Here is a 19,913-nt window from a genome sequence, read left to right on the forward strand (position 1 = left end):
TTTTTGGGTTTCTTTCCCTCCGCGCGGGTTCCCCCCCCCTCCTCCCCCAGGAAAAAGAAACCCCCCCCAAACGAAACGAGACCCGCCCGCCCCGCCCCCGCGACGGCACTCGGTCCGCGGGGCCCGGCCGGGGCAGTCGCCCAGTGCGGGCGGGCGCGTCAGTGCTTCATGTAGACGCTGTCCATGAACTCGATGATCTGCTGGTCCGTCAGCCGCTGGCCGTCGCGGTGACCCATCGCCAGGTCGGCCTCGCTGATCATGCCGACCAGCCGTTCGCCGTCGATCACCGGGATGCGCCGGATCTGGTGCTGCTCCATCTTCTTGAGCACCACATCCATGCTGTCGTCGGCCCGCACGCAGTGCAGGTGCCCGGCCAGTTCGATGGCCGTCATGCTCGCCGGGTCCTTGCCCTCGGCGAGACAGCGCACCACGATGTCGCGGTCGGTGATGATGCCGTGGAGCTTCTGGTCGTCGCCGCAGATCGGCAGCGCGCCGACGTTCTTGTCGCGCATCATCTTCGCGGCCTCGTCCAGCGTCTGGTGGGCGCCGATGCACTGGGCGCCGGTGTGCATGATGTCTCGGGCAGTGGTCACGGGGACTCCTTCGTCGGTGTTTACCCCCCGGCGGCCATCCCCCGGCGGCGCACCGCGCCCTCACAGGGTGACCGTGCCCTCACCGTAGGCGACCGCACTCCCGCCCGCGACCGCGGGCGCCGATACTGGAAGCCGTGACCACGCAAGCCACTGGGACGGTCGACGAGGCCGTCCGCGCCCGTCCCTCGACGGCGCTGCGCCCGTACGTGGCCTGGTACTCGGGCTACCGCCAGCGCGGCCTGGCCCCGGCGGTGCACCGCGGCCTGCCCTCCCCGTACCTGACCTTCATCCTCACCCTGGACGAGCCGCTGGTGATCGCCGGCCACCCCGATCCGGCCCAACCGCCCGGCAGCTACCCGACGCTGCTCGGCGGGCTGCACACCTCCCCCGCGCTGATCACCCACGAGGGTGCCCAGTCCGGGGTGCAGATCGCCGTGCACCCGCTCGCCGCACGTGCCCTGTTCGGGCTGCCCGCCGGGGAGTTGGCCGGGATCGACGTCCCGGCGGAGGAGGTGCTCGGGCGGCTCGGCCCGCAGTTGCAGGAGCGGATCAGGGCCGCCGACGGCTGGGCGGAACGGTTCGCCGCCCTGGACGCGGCGCTGCTGCGGGCCGCTCGGCCGTCCGGGCGGGTGCCGCCGGAGGTGGGCTGGGCCTGGCGGGCGCTGCGGCGCAGCGGCGGGGCGCTGCCGGTGGCCGAGCTGGCCCGGGAGACCGGGTGGAGCGCCCGGCACCTCCAGGAGCGGTTCCGCCGGGAGACCGGGCTCACCCCGAAGGCCGCCGCCCGGGTGATCCGCTTCGACCGGGCCCGGCACCTGCTGGCGACCGGTGCGCCGCCGCCCCGGTTGGCGGAACTGGCGGTGAGCTGCGGCTACTTCGACCAGGCGCACCTGGCCCGGGAGTTCCGCGCGCTGGCGGGGGCGGCGCCGAGCGCCTGGCTGGCGGCCGAGGGGCCGGAGGAGGGCAAGTTCCGAAACGTCCAAGGCGCGGCGGCGAGGGCCGCCGCAGAGTGGGAGGCGTAACCACCCCACCCGAGGAGTGAGAGTCATGGACACCGAGACCCCTGCCCCGCAGGTCTGGCCCACCCTGCGCGCGACCGACGCCCGCGCCCTGATCCGCTTCCTGACGGAGGCCTTCGGCTTCCAGGAGGTGGTCAGCTACGGCGAGGGCGACTTCGTGGCGCACGCCGAACTGGCCTGGCCGGAGGGCGGCGGCGTGATGCTCGGCTCGGTGCGGGAGACCGCGCCGGGCCAGTGGCGGGGCGAGCCGGGCACGTTCAGCGCGTACGTGGTCACGGCCGACCCGGACGGCGTGCACGCCCGGGCCGTGGCCGCCGGGGCCCGGATCACCACCGGCCTGACCGAGACCGACTACGGCTCGCGCGACTTCGCCGCCGCCGACCCGGAGGGCAACCACTGGTACTTCGGCACCTACCCGGGCGCACCCCGGCCCGTCCCGGCGGCGTGAGCGCCGTGAGCTCCGTGCGTGCCGTGCGTGCCGCGCGTGCGGTGCGTGAAGCGGCCTCCGTGGGCTCCGCCCCGGTGGAGCGGCTGCGGGCGCTGTGCCTGGCGCTGCCGGACACGGAGGAGCGGGTCAGCCACGGGGAGCCGACCTGGTTCGCGGGTTCCGGCCGCCGGGCCCGGATGTTCGTGATGCTCGCCGACCACCACCACGACGACCGGCTCGCCTTCTGGTGCGCGGCCCCCGGCGGCGCCCAGGAGCGGCTGGTCGGGCAGGACCCGGCCCGCTACTTCCGGCCGCCGTACGTGGGGCACCGGGGGTGGCTGGGCGTCTACCTGGACGTTCCGGCCCCGGACTGGCCGCGGATCGAGGACCTGGTCGCGGACGCCCACGCCCTGGTCGGCCCCGGCGGCTAGGAACAGCGGCCACCGTCCCGGGCGGGGGCGGTGGCGGCGGGGGCGGGGCAGACTGGCTGGGGGGCCACCGCAGCACTCCCCGGAGAGCGCCGATGCCGCAGATGACGGTCGACGGGCACACCCTCGCCCTGTCCCACCTCGACAAGGTGTACTACCCGAGCATCGGGACCCCCAAGGGCGAGGTGCTGCGCTACTACGCCGCGGTGCACACCGCCCTGCTGCCCCACCTGCGGGACCGCCCGGTCTCCTTCCTGCGCTGCCCGGACGGTGTCGAGGCGGAGGTGTTCGTCGCCAAGAACCCGCCGCCGGGCACCCCCGACTGGGTGCGCACGGTGGACGTGCCGAGCACCGGCGGCGAGCTGCGCCAGGTGGTGCTGGAGAACGGCGCGGCGCTGCTGGCGGTCGCCAACCTGGGCTGCCTGGAACTGCACGTCCCGCAGTGGCACGCCGCCGCGCCCGGGCTGGCCGACCGGCTGGTGCTGGACCTCGACCCGGGCGAGGGCGCCGACGTGCTCACCTGCCGGGCGGTCGCGCTGCTGCTGCGCGAGCGGCTCGCCGCGGACGGCCTGTCGGCCTGGGTGAAGACCTCCGGTTCCAAGGGCCTGCACCTGCTGGTCCCGATCGAGCCCACGCCCAGCGCCGAGGTCTCCGGGTACGCCAAGGCGCTGGCCGCCGCCCTGGAGGCGGAGCACCCGGAGCTGGTGGTGCACACCATGGCCAAGGCCCGACGGCGCGGCCGGGTGCTGGTCGACTGGTCGCAGAACAACGCCAAGAAGACCACCGCCGCCCCGTACACCCTGCGCGCCCGGCCGCTGCCGACCGTCTCCGCGCCGCTGGCCTGGGACGAGCTGGAACGGGCCCGCGGGGAGGCGGAGCTGGTGTTCACCCTCGCCGAGCTGCCGGACCGGCTGGCGACGCACGGCGACCTGTTCGCGCCGCTGCTGGACCCGGAGCAGGCCCGGCCACTGCCCCAGGCGCCCACCGGCCGTGCCGCGCCCGCGGCCCCCGCGCGGGCCGCGCAGCCCTCCCAGCCCCGGCAGGTGCTGCACCCGCCCGTCGAGGTGATGCGCCCCGCCGCCGTCACCGCCGTGCCGCCCGCCGACGGGCTGGGCGGGGGCGGCGTGCAGTACGAGCTGAAACTGGACGGCTTCCGCTGCGTCGCCTTCGCGCGTGGCGAGCGGCCGGCCTTCCTGCAGTCCCGCAGCGGCCGCGACCTGGCCCCCGAGTTCCCGCCGCTCGCCGCCGCCGTCGCCCGGCTGCCCGAGGGGCTGGTGCTGGACGCCGAACTGGTCGCCTGGCGGGCCGGGCGGTTCGCCTTCGAGGAGCTGCTGCACACCCGGCAGGCCCGGGCCGCCGCCCCGGACGTCGCGCTCGGGCTGATCGCCTTCGACCTGCTCGCCCTCCCCGGCCGGGACGTCCGGCGCCTGCCGCTGACCGACCGGCGCCGGCTGCTGCTGGCCGCGCTGGCCGACGTCCCGCCGCCGATCCAGCCGGTGCTGGCCACCACCGACCGGACGGAGGCCGTGGCGTGGATGACCCAGCTGGCGGACACCGGCGTGGAGGGCCTGGTGTGCAAGGCCGCCGCCTCCCCGTACCGGGCGCGCGGCGCGGGCCGGGCCTGGGTCAAGTACCGGCGCAGCGACACCGAGGACGCCACCGTCCGTGCCCTGACCGGCCCGGCCGACCGGCCGCACGCCCTGGTGCTCGAACTCGACGACGGCCGCGTGCTGTTGACCACCCCACGGCTCACCCCCGTGCAGGCCCGGGAGGTCGCCCGGGCGGCCGGGCCGCTGCTCGGCCCGCCCGCCGCCGACCCCGACCACGGCCGGGTGCACCCGCTCACCGCCCCGCTGCGCGCCGAGGTCACCCTCACCGGCCGCCCGCCCACCGCGACCTTCGTCCGCCTGCGCGGGGACTGACCCCTGGGGCGTGGCCGCCCCTGAACGCCCCGTACGCGCCTGAACGCCCGCCCCTGAACCCCCGCGTCTGAACGCCGATACGCCCCTGAACCCGCGTCACTTCCGCTGCCCGGCCGCCGCGTGGGCGAACTCGGTGACGAAGGTGTCCTCGAACACCGGCAGGTCGCCCGGCGCCCGGCTGGTCACCAGCGGGCCCGGGCCCTCCCGGCAGACCTGCACCTCCTGGTCGACCCAGTGGGCGCCCGCGTTGACCAGGTCCGTCCGCAGGCTGGGCCAGGAGGTGAGGGTGCGGCCACGGACGGCGTCGGCCTCGATCAGGGTCCAGGCGGCGTGGCAGATCGCCGCGACCGGGCGGCCGGCCGCGCAGCAGCCCCGGACGAAGGCGACCGCCGCCGGGTCGAGCCGCAGCGCGTCCGGGTTGGCGACGCCGCCGGGCAGCACCAGCCCGGCGTAGTCGGCCGGGTCCGCCTCCGCCACCAGGGCGTCCACCGCGAAGGTGTCCCCGGGCGCGCGGTGCCGCACGGCCTGGACCCGGCCGGGCGCGGTGGAGAGCAGGCGCGGGCGGCCGCCGGCCTCGAGCACCGCCTGCCAGGGCGAGGTCAGCTCCTCCTGCTCGGCTCCGTACGGGGCGACCAGGAAGGCGACCGTCCGGCCGGTCAGGGTGGTGGCGGGCCAGCCCATGGGTCAGCGCCGGCGGGCGGTGGTGAGGTGCTCGTCGGGCGACGGGACGGTGCCCAGCCGGGCGCGCGGGCAGTCCAGGTGGACGGCGCGGTCCAGGTGGTCGATCCGGGCGACCAGGCCGACCGGGACGAGCACCCTGGCACCCGGCACCCAGGGCCCGGCGTCGACGGCCAGGTGGTCGCCGGCGTCCTGGTCGACCCGGCCGACCGGTCCGTCGGTGGCCTGCACCTCGTACCCGACCAGGCTGAGGTCGGCGGCGGGGTGGGAGCCCGGGCGGTACTCCCACAGGTCGGTACTCATGCGCACCTCTTCCCGATGGTTCGGCCCCCGCCGCGTCACGCCTCCGGGCGGTCCCAGGGCCTTCGTTCACGTCCGTCCCGGCCCTCCCCGCGCTCCCGGCGCTCCCGCCCGTCCTCCCGGTCCGGGCCGGTACCGCCGACGACGCCGTCGCCCCGGTCCGGCGCCCTTCGCCGTCGCAGCAGCGCCGTGGCGGCCATCGAGGCCGCCACCGAGGCGGCCCAGACCACCCCGAGAGCGGTCAGCACGGCGGTGGTCGGGGTGCGCACGCCGATGCCCACGCAGATCGACGTCATCACCAGTACGGTCAGCAGCACCCCGACCGAGATCCGGCGCCCGACGCCGCGCAGGGCGTCCAGGACCCGGTTCGGGCGCTTGGCCCCCATCGTGCTCAACTTCCGGTCGAGGCGCGTGTCCTGGCGCAGATCGGACTCGATCTCCTCGAGGAGCCGCCGCTCCCATCCGCTCAACGCGGGTCCGTCCATCTCGGTCACCTCCGACACTTCCGGTGACGTGCTCGCACCCGGCGGTTGCCCGGTACGGGCCGGCGTTAACCGTTCCGGGGACCGCCGGTTCCGGCGGCCACACGCCCGAAGGCCCGGGGACGGGCGAGCAGGCTGTCGTCCAGGACGCGCAGCAGGGCGGCGGCGTCGCGGTGGACCTCGACCGCGCCGGCCGCCCGCAGCTCCGGACCGGCGTCCCCGCCGGTCTCCAGGGCGACGCAGGGCACCCCGGCCCGTCGCGCCGCCAGCACCTCGCGCACGCTCCCGGCGACGGCCACCGCGTGCGAGGGCCCGCCGCCCACCAGCGCCAGCGCGGCCCGCATGGCATCGCCACCGGGGGCGGTCACGGTCAGCGCCCGCACCCCGGCCGGACCGGGGCCGGTCAGCACCACCGTCCAGCCCCGCGCGGCGCACTCGTGCAACAGCTCGGCGCCGCCGGGCAGCCGGGGCCGCCAGTCGGTGCCGATCAGGGCCGCCGAGATCACCGTCATGGCCACCTCTCCCGTGCTCCGGGCCCTGCGTCGGGGCGTGCCCCGCGCAGGTCACGCACCGCGCGCCCTTCCAGGTTAGGACGCTCCCCGGCCCGGCGCGCAGCCTGCCGGGAACGGCCGCCCCGGCACCGGAAAACCGCTTGGCGGGCCCCGCGCGGGCCGGAATACTCCGGAGGTCCGTCGACGGGGAGGAGCACGGGTCGCGGTGTTCGCGTGCGCCGGGTGCGGTACGGAGCTGACGGTGCCGGTGACGGAGGTGGCACTGCCGCCGCACGCCCACCGGGAGGGCGGGGACCGGTACCTGCCGCCGCTGCTGGAGCCGGGCACCTTCGCCGTCGACCCGGAGCCGAGCGAACAGCCCTGGCGACCTTGGTCCGCGATCACGGCGGCGGAGGCCGCCGAACGCGGCCTGTACGCACCGGTCGACGGCCTGTGGAGCGGCCCCGGCGGCGCGGTGCTGCTGGCCCCGGGCGACAGCCTCCGGACCGTGCTGGTGCCGGAGACGTGCGACGGGTGCTGTGGGGCGGGCGGCGAACCGAACCTGGCGTGCGCGGGGTGCGGGCGCACGGTGGGCGCCCGGATCGACGACTGCTACCGCTGGCAGGCGGTGTGGCTCCACCCCCGGGCCGTCCGGCGCCTCCCGGTCGAGGGCCCGGCCCGGCCGGCCGGGGACGGCTGGACGGTCCCACCGGCGCCCCCGGTCGAGCCGGGCGGCTGGTGGAGCGACCGCTGGAGCGCCGCCGTGGGGACGGCCCTGGCCGAGGTGCTGGCGGCCTCCGGCGGCGAGCCGGTGGCCACGGCCCCCGGCCTGCTGACCGAGACCTTCGGCCGTACCCTGCACCGGCTGCTCCCCGGTGCTCCCCCGGCCCGCGCCCTGCGCCCGGCCGGGCCCGGCCTCGCCGCCGTCCCGGCACCGGACATCGCCCTCGTCCCCCGCCACCCGTGGACCGGCGCCGCCTGGCCGACGCCGCCCGGCACCGTGGCCGTCCCGCTGGACGCCGGGGTGTGGACGTACCTGGCGTTCCCACCGCCCCGCCTCGCCACCAGGCTGCCCGCCGGGGAGGAGCGGGACGATCCGCTGCCGCTGCGCCCCATCCGCCTGTTCGAACCCGACCGCCACCTGCTGCGCCACCGCCTCGCCCGGCTGCCCGCCGTCCGCCAGCCGTGGCTGGGGGCGATCTACGATCAGCTCGGCGACCGCCGCCACCACCCGGGCGCATAGGAGGCCACACCCCATGAGGATCAACCTGACCACCGTGTTCGTCGACGACCAGGACAAGGCGCTGCGCTTCTACACCCAGGTGCTGGGCTTCGTGAAGAAGGCGGAGGTCCCGCTCGGCGCCTACCGCTGGCTCACCGTGGTCTCCCCCGAACAGCCGGACGGCACCCAGCTGCTGCTGGAGCCCGACAGCCACCGCGCCGTCGGGCCGTACAAGACCGCGCTGGTCGAGGACGGCATCCCGGCCGCCCAGTTCGCGGTGGACAACGTGCACGCCGAGTACGACCGCCTGCACCGGCTCGGGGTGCGGTTCACCCAGGAGCCCACGGCGATGGGCCCGGTCACCGTCGCGGTGCTGGACGACACCTGCGGCAACCTCATCCAGCTCGCCCAGTTCCACGGTTAGGGCGTGACGTGCGGGCCAGCACGAACCAGCCGGGCGAGGGCCAGCCACTCGACCAGGTCCTCGGCGGGCGGGTCGTGCCGGGTCAACTCATCCAGGATCGCGGTGAGTTCGGCCAGGTAGTCCGCCACCAGCTCGGCAGCCGTGGTCACCCGGCGCCGCCGAGGGCCGAGCTCCGGGTGGGCGCCGAGCCGCCAGTCCTCCTCCAGGCCCGCGCCCCAGCGGGCGACGGATTCGTGGAAGTCCCGTCCGGGACGGTCGGTGCCGTTCATCGGCCCAGGATCGCCGGGCCGGCCGGGGCCGTCACCCGGTTTTCCGGACACCCACCGTTTCTGGACACCCACCGCACAGCAGCCCTCAGCGGCCGAGGGCGACCGCCGGGTCCGTCGCCAGCCGGGCGTGCAGGTGCTCGTCGTTGTACGGGCCGTCGCCGTAGCGGTAGGAGCCCCGCAGGGTGCCCTCGTACGGGAAGCCGGCGCGGGCGGCGACCCGGCAGGAGGACTCGTTGCCGACGGCGTGGTAGAGCTCGATGCGGCGCACTCCGGCCGTGCGCACGCCCCAGTCGGTGACGGCGACAGTGGCGAGGGTGGCCAGGCCGCGGCCGCGGGCGGCGGCGAGCAGCCAGTAACCGACCATCGCGACGCCCTCGCCCCGGTCCGTCCAGCGCAGCGCGACGTTGCCGCACAGCCGGCCGTCGGCGCGGTCGGTGACGGCGAAGCAGGCGGTGCTGCCGTCGGCCCAGCGCTGGTCGGCGCGGTCGAGGAAGGCCTCGGCGCCGGCCGGGTGGGTGGCGTCGTGCAGCGGGTTCCAGCGGACGATCTCCGCGTCGACGGCGGCCGCCGTCACGGCGGCGACGGTGCCGCCGGGCAGGTCGAGGGCGCGGCCCCAGGGGCGCAGCAGGAAGGTTCCCACGTCGAGGACCTCGGGTCGGAAGGGGCGCCGGTCGGTCGCCGCGTCGCTGGTGGTCATCCCGCCTTCCTATCCCCGGCCGCGCCGCGCCCGCCAGTGATTAATCCGGCGGTGACCGGTCCAGCCCGGGCAAGCGGACGACCGCGCACCCGGCCTGGCCCGGGCCGGGTGCACGGTCGTGGGGTCAGATCCGGGCGAGGTAGCCGTTCTCCACGAGCCAGAGCACGTTCAGCTTCGCCGGGCCGCTCGGGACGAGGGTCGCGTCGAGCTGGTACTGGAGGCCCCAGCCGGGCTGGTTGAACCACGGGGCGATCGGGCCGGCGTGCACCTTGAACGGCTTGACCACCTTGTAGTCGTGGTAGTTGCAGCCGGCCGCCGGGGTGCCGTCGAGGCTCTGCGGGGGGATCGCGCGGTTGGCGTAGGGCAGGCCCTCGGGGGCGAGGAAGGAGCCGTACTCGCTGCCGTAGCGGTCGATGTTCTGGTTCGGGTAGAGGGTGAGGTCGAACTCGACCGGGCTGCCGTCGGGGAGGGTGACGTAACCGTCGGACGGCGGGTAGATCCAGCCGCCCTTGCCGCCGTTGGCGGTCGGGTCGTAGTACTTGGCCAGGAAGTCCTGCTCGGCGGCGCCGCCGGTGCGCTGGTAGCCGAGGAGTTGGCGGCCGACCGGGCCGGTGGTCGGGAGGTCCTCGGGGCCGAGGCGCGGGTCGCCGTCGAAGAACGCCGCCGAGCACTGGTCGGACGGGGTGGCCGCCCTGCTGTCGGCGGCGGCGGGAATGCTCACGGCGGTCAGGGCGGCGGCCGCGGCGAGGGGCGCGACGAACAGGCGAAGGCGCACGGTGTCTCCGTCGAACGAGGATCGGTGGCAGAGGGGCCGCGGAGGGCGTTCTGCTCACCCTCCGTGGCCGGTTCGGCACCAGGCAAGCGGATTCACTGATCATTCGTCAACACGACTTGGCCGAAGGCCGACCTGTTTCCCCGGTTTCGGCCAAGCCCGGGACACCGGGCCGCTCACCCGGAAGGATGAGCGGCCCGGTCGCCGGCCTCACCGGCCCGGGGCGACCCGCCCGATCAGGTGGAGCAGCCGGTCCAGGGCGTCCTTGGAGTCCGGCTCGGTCAGGTTGACCATCAGCCGGAACGCCACCTTCAACAGCGCGGGGTGGCCCAGCCCGGCGGCCCCGGCCGCGCCGAGCAGCCGGGGCCGCCCGAGCAGGTCGGCGGCCAGGCGGCCGACTGCGAAGTAGCCCGCGTAGGCGGAGCGGAGCTTCTGCGGGTAGGCGCGCAGGGCGAGTTCGCGGCCCCGGTCGGTACGGCGGGCGTGCGCCTGGACGACGGTCTCGGCGGCGTAGCGGCCGGACTCCATCGCGTAGGCGATGCCCTCCCCGGTGCCGGGACTGACCGTGCCGCCGGCGTCGCCGATCAGCAACAGGCCGTCGGCGTAGTGGGGTTGGCGGTTGAGGCCCATCGGCAGGGCGGAGCCGCGGATCGGCTCGGTGACGGCCTCGGGGTGGTAGCCGTAGCCGGGCGGCAGGTCGGCGCACCAGCGCCGCAGCAGCTCGCGCCAGTCCAGGTCGGTCTTCGCGGTGTCGAGGACGCCGAGGCCGACGTTGGCGGTGCCGTCGCCCATGCCGAACACCCAGGCGTAGCCGGGCAGCAGTCGGCGGGCCGGGTCGTCGGGGTGGCGCAGGTCGAGCCAGGCCTCCAGGTAACGGTCCTGGTGGCGCGGGGTGGTGAAGTAGGTGCGGTAGGCGACGCCCATCGCGCGGTCGGTGCGCCGGTAGCGCTTCATCGCGACGGACAGCCGGGTGGAGTTGCCGTCGGCGGCGATCACGAGCGGGGCGCGGTACTCGACGGGCTTGCGCTCCTCGCCGAGCTTGGCGGTGACACCGGTGATCCGGCCGGACCGCTCGTCCGTCAACGGCCCCGCCACATTGGCCCGTTCGACCAGCCGGGCGCCGGCCGCGGCGGCCCGGCGGGCGAGCAGTTCGTCGAAGTCGGCGCGGCGGCGCACGAGTCCGTGGGAGGGGAAGGCGGAGAGCTCGGGCCAGTCGAACTCCAGCGCGCGGTGCCCGGAGATCAGCCGCAGGCCCTTGTTGTGCAGCCAGCCGGCCTCCTCGGAGACGTCGATGCCCATGTCGACCAGCTGTTTGACGGCGCGCGGAGTGAGGCCGTCGCCGCAGACCTTCTCGCGCGGGAAGGCGGACTTCTCCAGCAGCAGGACGTCCAGGCCGGTGCGGGCGAGGTGGTAGGCGGCGGTGGAGCCGGCCGGTCCGGCGCCGACCACGATGACGTCGGCACTGTCCTCGGTCGGGGCGGGCCGCTGCCGCTCCGCTCGCAGCTGCTGCTCTGGGCCGGGCATCGAGCACTCCCCCTGGGGTCGGATCGGCTGCTTGCTCGACCGGTGGCTGACGCGATCGGCCGCACGCACAACGGAATCGGCGGGCTGGGCGGTTCCAGACGGACGATAGAGAACCAGGCCCACCCCCCGCCGCCATGACACGCGGACCCGGGTCGCAGACCGGCCATTTCCGGCCACCCGCCGATCACCCCGCCGCCACCCCGCCCGTCGCCGTCGCGGCCCGCCGAGCCGGGTCCCGATCGACGAACCACCATGTCAGAAGCCTGTGGCGCACATGAATTCACCACAATCGGGTGATCGGATCGTTGCGGGGAACTAGTCGGACCAATCGCTCTCAGCGCTGCATTCCGGCCAAATCCCCCTTGCGCCACCTTTCGTCCTGCGGGAACTTTTGTGCCCCTCACGTCGTACCCGGCCGGCCCCCGTCCGGCGGGCGACCGAAGGCCCCCACCCACCGCGCGGACTCGCCCCGGCCCGCCGTACCCGATGGAACACCATGCACCTCCGCTCCACCGCCGCCCGCTCCCTGGTGGCCGTCCCCACCGCCGCCGCCCTGCTGCTGCTCTCCCCCGCCGCGCACGCCGCCGCCGGTGGCAACGGCAAGGGCGCCCCCGGCAACAACGGCACCGTGAAGATCCACGACGCCACCACCGGCCAGGAGGACGTGCGCAACGAGCCCAAGGTCTGCACCTTCTACCTGGACTCCTTCGGCTTCGACCCGAACCAGGACGTGCTCTGGGCGATCTTCGACATGAACGGCGACATGACCGAGCCGCTCGTGTACGGCGACCTCCCGGTCGACGGCCAGGGCCACGTCCGCACCGAGGACATCGACCTCCCGGACGGCCACTACAAGCTGTTCTGGGCGACCGTTCCGCTGGTCGACGGCGAGCTGCCGGAGAACCCGGACGTCAGCAACCCCAAGCAGAAGGTCTTCAAGGTCGACTGCGGCGGGCGGACCCCGGCCCCGACCGGCAAGCCGACCGCGGTGCCGAGCACCAGCCCGTCGCACACCCCGGCGCCGTCGCACACCCCCACTCCGTCGCAGACCCCGGCGCCCACCCACACCCCGGCGCCCACCCACACCCCCGCGCCCTCGCACTCGGCCACGCCGTCCACCACCCCGCTGCCGCCGCTGCCGACCACCCCCGCGCCGACCGCCCCGGCCACCGAGCCCGCGAAGACCCCCGCGCCCACCGCCGCGCCCACCACCCCGGCCGCCGAGGTCCCGACCGGCGCCCCGAGCACCGTGCCGAGCGCCGGCCCGTCCACCCCGCCGACCGCCACCGTCCCGGTGCACCCCGGGAACGGCACCAAGGTCAGCCCGAGCCAGCCGCTGGTCGTGCCGGCCAAGGTCAGCGTCCCGACCCCGATCCCGGGCGCGGCCTCCGACGGCAAGAAGCTGGCCACCACCGGTAGCGACGGCACCCTGCTGTACGCGGGCGCCGGTACCGCCCTGCTGGTCGCCGGTGCGGGCGCGGTGGTCTACACCCGCCGTCGCCGCACCTCCGCCTGAGGCACCCCGGTACGCCGGTCCCCGGGGGTCTGAGCCCTCCGGGGGCCGCGGTGCCGCGTCTGAGCCGCGGCGCCGGAGCACCCGGCCCGTCGACGTCCGTCGGCGGGCCGGGGTTCGTCCCTGATCCCGTCAGATCAGGGGCGGGGACGACGGAAGCCCCTGACCGCACGGGGGGACGTGCCAGGGGCTTCCGTTCATCTCCACGGCCACCAGGGCCTCAGTGGTTCACTCCTGTCACGGATTCACCGCCAGCACCACGAACTCCGCCAGCACCCCCAGGTGCAGCGCCCCCTGGAGCAGCGTCGCCCGGCGCGGGATGACGGTCAGGGTGCCGAGCACGACCGTCAGGGTCAGCAGCACCAGGTGCGAGGGTTCGAGGCCGAGCACCAGCGGGCCGGAGAGCCAGACCGAGGCGATCGCGACCGCCGGGATGGTCAGGCCGATACTGGCGAGCGCCGAGCCGAGGGCCAGGTTGAGGCTGGTCTGCAAGCGGTTGCGCACGGCCGAGCGCAGCGCCGCGATGGTCTCCGGCAGCAGCACCATCATGGCGATCACCACGCCGACCACGGCGTGCGGCAGTCCGGCGCTGTCCACCGCGGACTCGATGGTCGGCGAGACGCCCTTGGCCAGGCCGACCACCGAGACCAGCGCCACGGCGAGCAGCAGTAGGCTCGTCCCGGCGGCGCGGACGGTGGGCGGCGCCGCGTGGTCGTCCTCGTCCTCCTCCCGGCGGACCTCGCCCTCGGCGGTGACGGGCAGGAAGTAGTCCCGGTGCCGCAGGGTCTGGGTGGTCACGAACAGCCCGTACACCACCAGCGAGGCGATGGCCGCGTAGGTCAGCTGGGTGGTGGAGAACCGCGGGCCCGGGGTGCTGGTGGTGAAGGTCGGCAGCACCATGCTGAGCGTGGCCAGGGTGGCGATGCAGGCGAGCGCCGTGCCGGTGCCCTCGGGGTTGAAGACGGCGGTGCGGTACCTGACCGCGGCCACGATGATGGACAGGCCCATGATCCCGTTGCAGGTGATCATCACGGCGGCGAACACGGTGTCCCGGGCGAGGGTCGAGGACTTGTCCCCGCCGTCGGCCATCAGCGTCACGATCAGCGCGACCTCGATCACCGTGACGGCGACCGCGAGCACCAGCGATCCGAACGGCTCCCCGGTCCAGTGCGCGATCACCTCGGCGTGGTGCACGGCGGCCAGCACCGCCCCCACCAGGAACACGGCGACGACGCCGACCACCCAGCCGGGCAGGTCCTCGTGCCAGGTGAGGGCGAGGACGACGAACGCCGCCACCGGGACGACGACGGTCCATTGCGCGGAGGCCGCGCGGAGCTTCGTGATCATGCGCCCGAGGATCCCAGACCGGAGGCCGGTCGCCCGGGTGCCCGCGCCGGGATGTGGGTGGATGTGGCCCGACTTGTCCCGAACTGCGCGCTCACCCGCCGTAGTCGGCGAGGTACCGGAGCACCTTGTCGACGTGCGGCCGGACCCGCTCCGGGACGCCCCCGGCGGCCGTCACGGTCTTGTCGCTGGTCCGGTACGCGGCGGCGACCAGCGCGGGCAGCTCGCGGGTGAAGCCCTGCCGCTTGAGCTGCTGGTCGAGCCAGCAGACGTAGTTGCCCATCGCGGCGATCGCGTCGCCCGGGTCCAGGTAGGACTTCGGCCCGGGGTGGCTGGCGGCCTTGGCCCAGGCCTCGAAGACCGCGGGCGTCCACATCGCGATGCCGTACTCGCCGGTCTCCGGGCGGGCCGCGTTCGGGTCGAAGCCGCTCTCCGCCTTGAGCATGGCGGCCAGCAGGACGGGGGTGACCTCCGGCTCCGGGCAGCGCCGGGCGGCGTCCTCGACCATGCCCCGGTAGGCGACCGGGACGTCGGAGCCGGGCGGGATCGCCCCGGGCAGCGGCGCGGCCCGGTGGGCGCCCGGCTCGACCTGGCCGCTCTGGCCGCCCGGCTCGGGGCCGCCGGTGAGCGCGAGCAGGACGGCCGCGCAGGCCAGCACCCCGAGGCCGGCCCGCAGCACCCGGCGTCGGGCGGCCGGGCGGGTGCCGGCCCGGGCCACCAGGGCGGCCAGGTCGGTGCGGGCGCGCTCCTCCCGGTCCGGGGCCAGGCAGGCCGCCACCACGGGCCGCCAGCGGGACGGCAGCGCCTGGTCGAGCCGCAGCGGGGCCGCGCCGCGCGCGTACGCCTGGGCCGCCAGCGAGCGGGCCCGGGCGGTGGCGCCGAGAAAGGGGTGCAGTCCGCCGGTGAACAGCTGGTGGGCGATCACCCCGAAGGCCCAGACGTCGGCGCTGGGGCGCACCGCGACCCCGCGTGCGCCGGTGCGCTCGGACCACCACTCCGGCGGGACGTGGTCGGGTGAGCCGAGCGGCGGGGCGTAGGCGTGGGTGCCCTCCAGCTCGGCGGTCAGGCCGAAGTCGGCGATCTTGGCGGTGCCGTCGGGCATCAGCAGGATGTTGGCCGGTTTGAGGTCCCCGTGCACCCAGCCGGCCCGGTGCATGTGGGTCAGTCCGGCGCAGACCCCGGCGAGGATCCGCTCGGCGCCGGGGACGGCCCGGCCGGGGCGCGCGGCGGCGAGCAGGTCCTGGAGGCTGCGGGCGGCGCGTTCCATCACCAGCGCGACGGCGCCGTCCAGTTCGGGGTGGTCGGGGTCGTCGACGGTGACCACGGCGAGGGTGCGGATCAGGTGGGGGTGGTCGGCGCGACGGCTGAACCGCAGTTCCCCGGCGGCCATCTGGGCCACCGTACGGCGCTGGCCGGGGCTGGAGCGGGCCGGCCCGAGCAGTTTGACGGCGACCGGGGTGCCGTCCGGGCCCTCGGCGGCGTAGACGCTGCCCCAGGCGCCCGCGCCGAGGAAGGCGCCGGTGCGGTAGCCGGCCAGGGGGTAGCCCGGGGGGACCTCGAAGGGCGGCCGCCGCACCGACCGCCCCTCCGGTGGCGGCGGCCCCTCGCGGTCGGGCCCCTCGGGACAAGGCTCGCAAGGGCTGGGCTCGTCGCGGTCGGGCCGGTCCGGGTCCGGTCGGTCGGCCGGGGTCACGGCCGGGCGACCGGGCGCCGGGGCGGCAGCAGCGAGAGGTGCTCCTCCCGGACGAGGTCGAAGCGCAGGGCCAGGGCGACCAGTTCCTCGCGCTTGCCCCCGGCCGGGCCCTCCTCGTACGGCTCGCGCAGCCGCAGTTTGGCGCCGACCAGGTAGTCGATGTGGTAGTTCACCGCCGAGCGGGTCAGCCCGTGGCAGGCGGGCAGGGCGCGCAGCCGGGCCAGCACCTCGGTCACCCCGGGCACGGCGGCGGCGGAGGGCGAGCGCAGCCGGGGTTCGCAGAGCGCGAGCAGCACCAGGAAGTACTTGGCGGTCGGGTCCAGGGCGAAGGGGCTGACGGTGTGTTCGCCGTCCGCGTCGGCGGGGTGACCGTCCAGGTAGCAGTGCTGCGGGGCGAAGACCTTGAAGGCGGCGGGCTCGCCGAGGGCGGGCAGCAGGACCCGGGAGAGCTCGAAGGGGACGGGTGCGCCGAGCCGGCCGGGGGCGACCTTGACGTGCTCCCCCGCGCCTTCGAGGTTCTCCACCACATAGGTGGCGGTGGTGGAGAAGTTGGACAGCAGCCAGTAGTCCTCGGCGGCGACCACTTCGCCGGCCCGGCGGGAGACGCCCTGGTCGGGCAGCGGGATGGGGACGGGCCGGGCGGGCTCGCCGCGGCCGAACACCGCGGTCTCACCGGGGCCCATCCGCAGCAGTGCGGGCGCCGCGCCGGGCGCCGACTCCGGCCCCTGGCCGGGTAGTTGCACGATGACCGTGTCCACGCCGCCACCTCCGTGGGATCGGTTCGATGGTATCCGTCCGATTCGCCCCGATGGCAAGGCACTTACCCGGACGAGTGACAGGGCCCGGACGGCGCCCGGACGGGGTCCAAGCGGGGCCCGGACGATCGCTGTCGACAAAAGGGTGGTTCAAGGCCTGGTCAAAGCAGCGGAGTCGGAGTACGGGAAACCCGGCCCCGGGACCCCTCCAGCCCTCCCCCGGCGCACGCACCGGCCCCTGCCCGGCGCCCCGCCGCCCCGAGCGGGACCCCGGCGCCGGGCGCGGTCGGCCATGAACCCTTGCAGGTCAGGACGTTGGCGATGGCCAGAGGCGATGCGGACCGACTGATCATCCGTCAGGCCGCGACTTGTCCGTGTGCTGAACATCCGGCGAACGATTGCAGCCAGTAGTTGAACCGTCACCATGAGTGTGACGCAACGCACACTTGCCGATCTCATGATGTGTGCAAGACTCATCTCAAGAAGTGAGATTCCCTTTGTTTCCAAGGAGGTTCGTATCATGCGCACTCGGATTGCAGCCGTGATGATGACGGTGGCAGGGATCGCCGGGCTGTCGGCCGCCCCCGCCGTGGCCGCCACGGCGACGTCCGAGGCCGGCACCGCGGCCTGCGCCACGGTGCTCAACCGCCCCTGCATCACCCACCAGGCCGACGGTGAGGGCATCGTCGGCATCGCCCAGGTCAACGCGGACCCCACCCAGTTGACGATGGTTCAGGTAGAGGTGCGCACCCAGCAGGCCTGGGGCAGCCCGTGGGAGACGGTCGCCAGCGCGACGACCGTCCGACTCGGCCCCGCCCAGGCCGTCACCCCCAAGGTCACCGCCACCGCCCCCCGCATCATCTGCGCCACCGCCGGCCCGGCGCTGGACGCCGCCAAGCAGGTGACCACCTGTACCAACCCGTTCTGATCCGGCGCGCTCCGCTCCGGCAGGCCGGACCCCGATCGGCCACCGGAAGGACGCCGTCCGCAAGGACACCGTCCGCAAGGACACCGTCCGGAGGAACACCGTCCGGAAGGACACCTCCGTAAGACAGGGCAGCCCGGACCTCCGGGCACCGGGAGCCGGGGCCTTCGGGCCCCGGCTCCTCGGGCTTCCCAGCCCCTGGGCTTCCCGGCTTTCCCCGGCGGCGGCCCGGGGCCCGCGGAAAGCCCCCACCAGGCAGGACCTCCGACTGCGACACCGGCCCCGGGTGGACCTGGGGGCCCGTTCACGGCAAACTGGTCTAGACCTCGAAGGTCTAGACCTCAGCCACGCCTCAGAACGGTGGACCCAGTATGGAAATCGTGATCGTCCCTGACGCCCCAGCGGCCGGCGAGCTCATCGCCGCGGCGATCACCGATCTGCTGACCGACAAGCCGGAGGCCCTGCTCGGCGTCGCGACCGGCTCGACCCCGCTGCCGATCTACCAGGCCCTCGCCGAGCGGGTCCGCGACGGCCGCCTGGACGCCTCCCGGGCGCGCGTCTGCCAGCTGGACGAGTACGTCGGCCTGCCGGCCGGCCACCCGGAGTCCTACCGCTCGGTGGTGTTGAAGGAGGTCGTGGAGCCGCTGGGCCTGACCGAGGAGTCCTTCCTGGGCCCGGACGGCAACGCCGCCGACATCGCCGCGGCCGCCACCGCCTACGACCGCGCACTGGCCGAGGCCGGCGGCGTGGACCTGCAGATCCTCGGCATCGGCACGGACGGCCACATCGGCTTCAACGAGCCCTGCTCCTCGCTCTCTTCCCGGACCAGGATCAAGACCCTGACCCGGCAGACCCGGGTCGACAACGCCCGGTTCTTCGACAGCATCGACGAGGTCCCGCACCACGTCATCACCCAGGGCATCGGCACCATCCTGGAGGCCCGCCACCTGGTGCTGCTGGCCACCGGCGAGGCCAAGGCCGAGGCCGTCGCGCTCGCCGTCGAGGGCCCGCTGGCCGCCGCCGTCCCCGCCTCGGCGCTGCAGCTGCACCCGCACGCCACCGTGGTGGTGGACGAGGCCGCCGCCTCCCGCCTCAAGCTGGCCGACTACTTCCGCGACACCTACGCGGCCAAGCCGGCCTGGCAGAAGCTCTGACCCCGGCGGCCGCCGACGGCGGAGGGCCCGGGCACCGATTCGGTGTCCGGGCCCCGCGCTGTCCCCGCCCGACTGTCCCCGCCCGGCCGTCCGCGCCCACTCCGCCCCGCCCGGCCGTCCCCGCGCCGGCCGCCGTCGGGGTGGGGCGGCTCAGCGCTTGCGGAGCCAGTCGGCGAAGGCCTCCAGGGCCGGGCCCGGGTCGCGGCGGCCGACGCCGATCCGGAAGCGGTCGGCCGGGGTGGGGGTGAGCTCGGAGCGGAACATGCTCGCGGGCATCAGCAGCACGCCGGCCTGCTCCACCAGCGCGGTGCAGAAGTCCTCCACGCCGTCCGGCCCGAGGTAGCGCGGGTAGGCGACGCAGCCGCCGTCCGGGGCGCGCCAGTCGAAGAGCTCGGGGAACTCGGCGAAGAAGGCGTCGAAGTGCGGCAGGTTCGCCGCGATGATCCCCCGGTTGCGGTCGAGGATCCGCTCCCGGGCGGTGATCGCGATCCGGGCCAGCACCTCGCTGGGCGCGGAGTTGCAGATGGTGGTGTAGTGCTTGGCCCGCTCCAGCCGGGTGCGCAGCTCGCGGTCCCGGCAGGCGATCCAGCCGATCCGCAGGCCGGGCAGGCCGAGCGACTTGGAGGTCACGTTGAGCGAGAGCGCGGTGGCCGAGAGGTCGGCGGCCTGCGGCAGGATCCGGGCCGGGTCGCGTTCCAGGCCGCGGTAGACCTCGTCCGAGAAGAGCCGGATGCCGCGCTCCTCGCAGAGTTCGGCGAGCCGGGCGAGGTCGGCGGCGTCGATCAGGGTGCCGGTCGGGTTGTTGGGGAAGTTGACCGAGAGCACCTTGGTGTTCGGGCGCAGCGCCGCCTCGACCGCGTCCAGGTCGAGCGCCCAGTCCTGCCGCTCGTCCAGGGCGACCCCGGTGACCTCGCAGAGCGAGAGCGGGATGGTCTCCGCCGACTGGTAGTTGGGGGTCACCACCACCGCGTGGTCGCCCGGCTCCAGCAGCACCTGCATGGCGAGGTTGATCCCCTCCTGGGCGCCGCCGAAGCAGATCACGTCGTCCGCGTCCACCCGCTTGTACATCCCGGCGATCGCCCGCCGCAGGCCCGGGTCGCCGAAGGTCTCGGTGTAGCCGAGCGCCAGGGTGTCCCAGGCCTCCCGGTCCTCCGGGCCGGCCAGGGCCAGGAGTTCGGCCATCGTCATGGTCTGGGCGTCGGAGGCGGTGAGGTGGTGGCGGGCGGTGAACTCCCAGCGGGTGAAGTAGGTTTCGAGCCGGAAGTCGGGCAGCTGGGTCATCGG

22 protein-coding genes and 1 pseudogene are annotated in these 19,913 nt (G+C 75.1%); 10 read left to right on the forward strand and 13 right to left on the reverse strand.

All coding sequences use genetic code 11. The features are described 5' to 3' along the window. Positions 1-158 precede the first annotated feature (158 nt). Positions 159-593 (reverse strand): CBS domain-containing protein, encoded by a 435-nt coding sequence (locus tag ACZ4W5_RS26400; RefSeq protein ID WP_360240500.1) that lies wholly within the window; start codon positions 591-593, stop codon positions 159-161. 134 nt (positions 594-727) lie between these two features. Here ACZ4W5_RS26400 and ACZ4W5_RS26405 point away from each other — a divergent pair, with 134 nt between their 5' ends. The 5 genes and pseudogenes from ACZ4W5_RS26405 to ACZ4W5_RS26425 all read left to right on the forward strand — a co-directional run bounded on the left by ACZ4W5_RS26405 (position 728) and on the right by ACZ4W5_RS26425 (position 4,386). After that, positions 728-1,612: a helix-turn-helix domain-containing protein gene (locus tag ACZ4W5_RS26405; RefSeq protein ID WP_465657323.1), complete on the forward strand. Its 885-nt coding sequence runs from the start codon at positions 728-730 to the stop codon at positions 1,610-1,612. 25 nt (positions 1,613-1,637) lie between these two features. Then, entirely contained in the window at positions 1,638-2,057 is a 420-nt protein-coding gene (locus ACZ4W5_RS26410) for a VOC family protein (protein ID WP_402480358.1), read from the forward strand. A 23-nt stretch (positions 2,058-2,080) separates the two neighbouring features. Beyond that, complete coding sequence (locus ACZ4W5_RS26415) at positions 2,081-2,467, forward strand: MmcQ/YjbR family DNA-binding protein (RefSeq protein WP_465657325.1); 387 nt, start codon at positions 2,081-2,083, stop codon at positions 2,465-2,467. A 92-nt stretch (positions 2,468-2,559) separates the two neighbouring features. Then, positions 2,560-3,438 (forward strand): annotated as a pseudogene (ligD, locus tag ACZ4W5_RS26420) (non-homologous end-joining DNA ligase); the annotation flags it as partial. Between the two features lie 93 nt (positions 3,439-3,531). Continuing rightward, positions 3,532-4,386 carry an ATP-dependent DNA ligase gene (locus ACZ4W5_RS26425; protein WP_465657382.1) on the forward strand — a complete coding sequence of 285 codons (855 nt, stop codon included), beginning with the start codon at positions 3,532-3,534 and terminating at the stop codon, positions 4,384-4,386. A gap of 96 nt (positions 4,387-4,482) precedes the next feature. Here the strand turns inward: ACZ4W5_RS26425 and ACZ4W5_RS26430 are convergent, their stop codons facing one another. The 4 genes from ACZ4W5_RS26430 to ACZ4W5_RS26445 all read right to left on the reverse strand — a co-directional run bounded on the left by ACZ4W5_RS26430 (position 4,483) and on the right by ACZ4W5_RS26445 (position 6,358). Beyond that, entirely contained in the window at positions 4,483-5,067 is a 585-nt protein-coding gene (locus ACZ4W5_RS26430; protein WP_465657326.1) for a type 1 glutamine amidotransferase domain-containing protein, read from the reverse strand. A 3-nt stretch (positions 5,068-5,070) separates the two neighbouring features. Further along, entirely contained in the window at positions 5,071-5,367 is a 297-nt protein-coding gene (locus ACZ4W5_RS26435; protein ID WP_465657328.1) for a PRC-barrel domain containing protein, read from the reverse strand. A 35-nt stretch (positions 5,368-5,402) separates the two neighbouring features. After that, a complete protein-coding gene (locus ACZ4W5_RS26440) occupies positions 5,403-5,849 on the reverse strand; it encodes a hypothetical protein (protein WP_465657329.1) in 447 nt (148 codons plus the stop codon). 65 nt (positions 5,850-5,914) lie between these two features. Beyond that, positions 5,915-6,358, reverse strand: a complete 444-nt coding sequence (locus ACZ4W5_RS26445) for an HAD family hydrolase (protein WP_465657331.1) — start codon at positions 6,356-6,358, stop codon at positions 5,915-5,917. Between the two features lie 241 nt (positions 6,359-6,599). Here ACZ4W5_RS26445 and ACZ4W5_RS26450 point away from each other — a divergent pair, with 241 nt between their 5' ends. Next, the gene (locus ACZ4W5_RS26450) at positions 6,600-7,580 is read left to right on the forward strand and encodes a hypothetical protein (protein ID WP_465657333.1); all 981 of its coding nucleotides are present in this window, start codon (positions 6,600-6,602) and stop codon (positions 7,578-7,580) included. A gap of 13 nt (positions 7,581-7,593) precedes the next feature. Further along, complete coding sequence (locus tag ACZ4W5_RS26455) at positions 7,594-7,983, forward strand: VOC family protein (protein ID WP_360240526.1); 390 nt, start codon at positions 7,594-7,596, stop codon at positions 7,981-7,983. On the opposite strand, the gene ACZ4W5_RS26460 is transcribed toward ACZ4W5_RS26455, so the two are convergent. From ACZ4W5_RS26460 to ACZ4W5_RS26475, 4 genes are all read right to left on the reverse strand, one after another. Next, the gene (locus tag ACZ4W5_RS26460; protein ID WP_465657335.1) at positions 7,980-8,252 is read right to left on the reverse strand and encodes a hypothetical protein; all 273 of its coding nucleotides are present in this window, start codon (positions 8,250-8,252) and stop codon (positions 7,980-7,982) included. The genes ACZ4W5_RS26455 and ACZ4W5_RS26460 overlap by 4 nt on opposite strands. 85 nt (positions 8,253-8,337) lie before the next feature. Then, positions 8,338-8,949, reverse strand: a complete 612-nt coding sequence (locus ACZ4W5_RS26465; protein ID WP_360240532.1) for a GNAT family N-acetyltransferase — start codon at positions 8,947-8,949, stop codon at positions 8,338-8,340. A gap of 124 nt (positions 8,950-9,073) precedes the next feature. Next, positions 9,074-9,724 carry a TNT domain-containing protein gene (locus ACZ4W5_RS26470; RefSeq protein ID WP_360240535.1) on the reverse strand — a complete coding sequence of 217 codons (651 nt, stop codon included), beginning with the start codon at positions 9,722-9,724 and terminating at the stop codon, positions 9,074-9,076. Positions 9,725-9,931: 207 nt separating this feature from the next. Then, a complete protein-coding gene (locus ACZ4W5_RS26475; protein ID WP_360240538.1) occupies positions 9,932-11,245 on the reverse strand; it encodes a geranylgeranyl reductase family protein in 1,314 nt (437 codons plus the stop codon). A 496-nt stretch (positions 11,246-11,741) separates the two neighbouring features. Between ACZ4W5_RS26475 and ACZ4W5_RS26480 the strand changes: the two genes are divergently transcribed. After that, positions 11,742-12,761 carry an LPXTG cell wall anchor domain-containing protein gene (locus ACZ4W5_RS26480; protein WP_465657336.1) on the forward strand — a complete coding sequence of 340 codons (1,020 nt, stop codon included), beginning with the start codon at positions 11,742-11,744 and terminating at the stop codon, positions 12,759-12,761. Positions 12,762-12,995: 234 nt separating this feature from the next. Here ACZ4W5_RS26480 and ACZ4W5_RS26485 read toward each other — a convergent pair whose 3' ends face one another. From ACZ4W5_RS26485 to ACZ4W5_RS26495, 3 genes are all read right to left on the reverse strand, one after another. Then, positions 12,996-14,105 carry a calcium:cation antiporter gene (locus tag ACZ4W5_RS26485; RefSeq protein ID WP_360240544.1) on the reverse strand — a complete coding sequence of 370 codons (1,110 nt, stop codon included), beginning with the start codon at positions 14,103-14,105 and terminating at the stop codon, positions 12,996-12,998. 91 nt (positions 14,106-14,196) lie between these two features. Then, the gene (locus ACZ4W5_RS26490) at positions 14,197-15,678 is read right to left on the reverse strand and encodes a serine/threonine-protein kinase (RefSeq protein WP_360240547.1); all 1,482 of its coding nucleotides are present in this window, start codon (positions 15,676-15,678) and stop codon (positions 14,197-14,199) included. Positions 15,679-15,791: 113 nt separating this feature from the next. After that, positions 15,792-16,553, reverse strand: a complete 762-nt coding sequence (locus ACZ4W5_RS26495) for a serine/threonine protein kinase (RefSeq protein WP_360240550.1) — start codon at positions 16,551-16,553, stop codon at positions 15,792-15,794. Between the two features lie 517 nt (positions 16,554-17,070). Between ACZ4W5_RS26495 and ACZ4W5_RS26500 the strand changes: the two genes are divergently transcribed. Next, positions 17,071-17,478, forward strand: a complete 408-nt coding sequence (locus tag ACZ4W5_RS26500; protein WP_360240553.1) for a hypothetical protein — start codon at positions 17,071-17,073, stop codon at positions 17,476-17,478. Positions 17,479-17,846: 368 nt separating this feature from the next. Next, entirely contained in the window at positions 17,847-18,629 is a 783-nt protein-coding gene (gene nagB / locus ACZ4W5_RS26505; RefSeq protein WP_360240556.1) for a glucosamine-6-phosphate deaminase, read from the forward strand. Between the two features lie 150 nt (positions 18,630-18,779). On the opposite strand, the gene ACZ4W5_RS26510 is transcribed toward nagB, so the two are convergent. Then, positions 18,780-19,910, reverse strand: coding sequence for an aminotransferase class I/II-fold pyridoxal phosphate-dependent enzyme (locus ACZ4W5_RS26510; protein ID WP_465657339.1), 1,131 nt, complete (start codon positions 19,908-19,910; stop codon positions 18,780-18,782). Positions 19,911-19,913 lie beyond the last annotated feature (3 nt).

It is taken from the genome of Kitasatospora sp. NPDC029367, from assembly GCF_055569135.1.